The 3,425-nt window shown below is 69.6% G+C and carries 3 protein-coding genes; all 3 read left to right on the plus strand.

All coding sequences use genetic code 11. The annotated features are described in order from the left end of the window. Positions 1–251: 251 nt before the first annotated feature. The gene (locus tag ACFU7Y_RS41955) at positions 252–1,058 is read left to right on the plus strand and encodes a class I SAM-dependent methyltransferase (RefSeq protein ID WP_224274881.1); all 807 of its coding nucleotides are present in this window, start codon (positions 252–254) and stop codon (positions 1,056–1,058) included. A 552-nt stretch (positions 1,059–1,610) separates the two neighbouring features. Beyond that, the gene (locus ACFU7Y_RS41960) at positions 1,611–2,249 is read left to right on the plus strand and encodes a ParA family protein (protein ID WP_224274879.1); all 639 of its coding nucleotides are present in this window, start codon (positions 1,611–1,613) and stop codon (positions 2,247–2,249) included. Then, positions 2,249–3,391: a hypothetical protein gene (locus ACFU7Y_RS41965; protein ID WP_224274878.1), complete on the plus strand. Its 1,143-nt coding sequence runs from the start codon at positions 2,249–2,251 to the stop codon at positions 3,389–3,391. The genes ACFU7Y_RS41960 and ACFU7Y_RS41965 overlap by 1 nt, the downstream gene beginning before the upstream one ends. Positions 3,392–3,425: the final 34 nt, after the last annotated feature.

Here is a 3,425-nt window from a genome sequence, read left to right on the forward strand (position 1 = left end):
TCCTGAAGGAGGACGCCGGTGACCGGCGGACGCGGCCCGGGGTGCCGGCGTTGTCGCTGAACTCGCCCTTCAGCAGGTGCGGGATGCCGGCGGCGAACTCCGGCGACCGGCCTGCCCGCCTCTGCCCCATGCGGGCGAGGATCTCGGACTCGTTGAGCGCGGGTTCCACAAGGAGAGACCACTCGGGCTGGGAGGCGGTGCGTTAGGGTCCCGTGGAGTTGATCTATGTGTCCGCGGAGGGGCGGGGGACTGTGACGCTTTTCGATGAGAGCGAGCGGCGGATCTGGTCGGGCAGTGCGAGGGCCTATGCCGACAGTTTCGCGAAGCTGTGCGCCTATCCGGTTGAACGGCTTCTGGATGTCGCCGGTGTCCGGGCGGGTGCGCGTGTTCTGGACGTGGGAACCGGGACGGGGACGGTCGCGGTGGCGGCCTGTGCGCGTGGGGCGAAGGTATCGGCCGTGGACGCCGAGCCCGGCATGGTCGACCTGGCCGGGCAGGCTGCTCCGGCGGCGGAGGTCCAGGTGGCGGCGCTGCCGGAGCTGCCTTTCACGGACGGGGAGTTCGACGCGGTGGTGGGCAACTTCGTGCTCAACCACGTGGGCCGTCCACAGCAGGCGCTCGCCGAGCTGCGGCGGGTGACCCGTCCCGGGGGGACGGTCGCTGTGACGATCTGGGCTTCTCCGCCGGCTCCCGGCCAGGCCCTGATCGGCCGGGCGATCCAGGCCGCAGGTGTGGTGCGGCCGTCCGATCTGCCCGCTCTGGCCTCGGAGGACGACTTCCCGCGGACCGAGCAAGGCCTCACGGACCTGCTGGCCTCGGCGGGGTTGGCCGAGACGGCATGTGAGACCTTGAGCTGGGATCACCGTGCCGATGTCGAGGAGTGGTGGAGCGGGCCGGCCTCCGGGGTGGCCACGATCGGGCAGATCGTGGTCAGTCAGGCCCCGGAAGTCCAGGCGGAGATCAAGCGACAGCTCGACACGCTCAGCGCCGAGTTCGCTGGTCCCGACGGGTTCCTGCTCTTGCCTCACGTCGCCCTGATGGCCAGCGGCCGGGTGTGACGGGGGTACGGGCAGATCACTGCCTTCTGCGACGGCCTTCGGTCCGGGCGCCGGCCATGGGAGAGTGAGGGCCTGCGCTGATCCGGGTCTCTGGGTAGCGGTGGTGACGGTAGCCGTCAGTCGCGATCGCCCTCGCGGAAGGGCGGCTTGCCGGACCGACGGGACGGGCCATGGCCGACTGGGGACAGAATTTCTCATGCCACCACAGTCACGCGGCCCTACGAACGCTCAACGTCCGCGCCGCACACTCGAAGCAAACGGCCCTCGCGCATTGACTCCCCCCTCCAGCAACTGAACATCACCGCAGGTAGAAAATCTGAATATTTGAAATCCTGTCGGACAAGCACAGCGGCCTTCCGGGAAAGCAGCCCCCGCAAACCTGCCTTTGTGCTCCATCACACGCGGGTCGCGTCAGGCTCCGGGCTGATCATCTGGAATGCTGTTCTCCGTCCACCGCCCACGGCTTTGCGCGGCGGGCATCCGCAGTACCGGGCAGTCGGCCCGGGAAGCCCACGGAGAGAACGGAACATCATGAAGCCATCTGTGCTTGTCGTGTCCACCGACCCCCAGGGGTCCGCCGTCGTCTGGGCCGAGCGGGTGGGAGACAACCTGCCCTTCGACTTCATGGCGGCGCACGACCACGCCGAGCAGCTGATCCACCTGAAGAAGACCGGCGCGAAGATCCACGTCATCGCCAACCAGAAGGGCGGCGTGGGCAAGACCACCACCACGGTCAACCTCGCGGCGTGCACGTACGACGTCCTCGGCGAGAAGGACGAGTACCAGCACATCTTCATCGACACGCCGGGCACCCTGGCGGACGAGGAGATCCTGCGCAGGGCGCTGGAGATCGCGGATGACGTCCTGGTCCCGATGATCACCGAGCCGCTGTGCTTCGACCCGACGGCCCGGACCATCCAGAAGGTCATCGAGCCGATGGACATCCCCTTCCGGATCGTCGTCAACAACTGGGACCCCCGGGACGGCCGCGCCGACCTTGAGGACACCGAGGCGTACATCACCGCGAAGGGCTGGCCCCGCGCCAAGACCGTCCTGCGCCGGTACAAGATCCACTCTCGGGCGGTGGCCGAGGGAACGGTCGTCACCCAGTACAAGGAGAGCGGTACCGCCTACCGGGCCCGCGAGGACTTCTTCCGTCTGTCCCTTGAGCTCGGCTACGGGGGCCGCTGATGGCAGGCCGTCGCGTTTCCTTCGCCTCGATGGCCGCCGACCCGGTCGTCGACGCTCCGGGTGTGGACAGCGCCAACGACGCCCCGGTGGCCAAGTGGATCCCCACCGCCAGCTGCCTCCCCAACCCGCGCAACCCCCGCGACGAGCTGGGCGACCTCTCCGACCTGGCGAGCATCAAGGACCGCCAGCTGCAGAGCTGCCTCGCCGTCACCCCGGCCGCCTACCTGCGGCTGTGGCCGGAGGACCGGCAGACGCTGGGAGCGGGTCCGCAGGACGTGATCGTCGTCAACGGCAACCGTCGGCGGGCGGCCGCGGAGCTGTACGGGCGCGAGAAGCTGCTCGTCGTCGTGGACGACTCGGTGGCGGAGTCCAAGGCGACCCTGCTGCGGGCCGCGCTCGACGAGAACATGGCGCGCAAGGACTTCGACCCGATCGAGGAGGCCAACGCGGTCCTGCTCATCGTGGCGCAGTACCCGACCGCCAAGGAGGCAGCCGAAGCGGAGGGCTGGTCCCAGAGCTGGATCTCGCACCGCAAGAACCTGCTGAAGCTCCACCCCGAGCTGCAGCGCCAGGTGCGGGCCAAGGCACGCGGCGAGGAGGGCCTCTCCATCAACGTCGCCCGCCGGCTCGGTTCGGTGAAGGGCATCGAGGAGATGTCCCTGGCCGAGCAGACGGCTGAACTGGAGCAGCTGCTCCAGGCCGACGCCGACGCGGTCGCGGCGAAGCGGGCGGCCAGGCTGGAGGCGAAGGCCCCGGCCAAGGACACCTCCTCGGCCGTGCCGGCTCCGCAGCCGGTTGTCACGCCTGCGCCGACCGTCAAGCCGGTTGCCGAGGCGGCACCGTCGGTGGCGGAGCCGGTGGCTCCCGCAGCACCCCGGCCGGAGACCGTCCCGCAGGCTCCGCTCGCGAGCGCTGAGCCCGCATCGGGCACCGACCGATTTTCCGCGGAAAATTCCGAGCCGCTCCCGATGCCGGAGCAGCGCGAGAAGCCGGCAGCCGCCGCCCCGCAGGCGGGACTCGGCAGCGTCGACTGGCACAACGTCGAGGAACTGGCGGACGCCATCTGCCGCACCCTCTCGGCCGACGAGGCCTACCGTCTCGCCGACGCCCTGGCCGACCGTCTGCTGACGACCAACAGCTGACGCATCCGTGGTGTCCCGCCCCGCCGTTCGGGTG

Origin of the sequence: Kitasatospora sp. NPDC057542, from assembly GCF_042801945.1 — a bacterium.
Lineage (GTDB): Bacteria > Actinomycetota > Actinomycetes > Streptomycetales > Streptomycetaceae > Kitasatospora.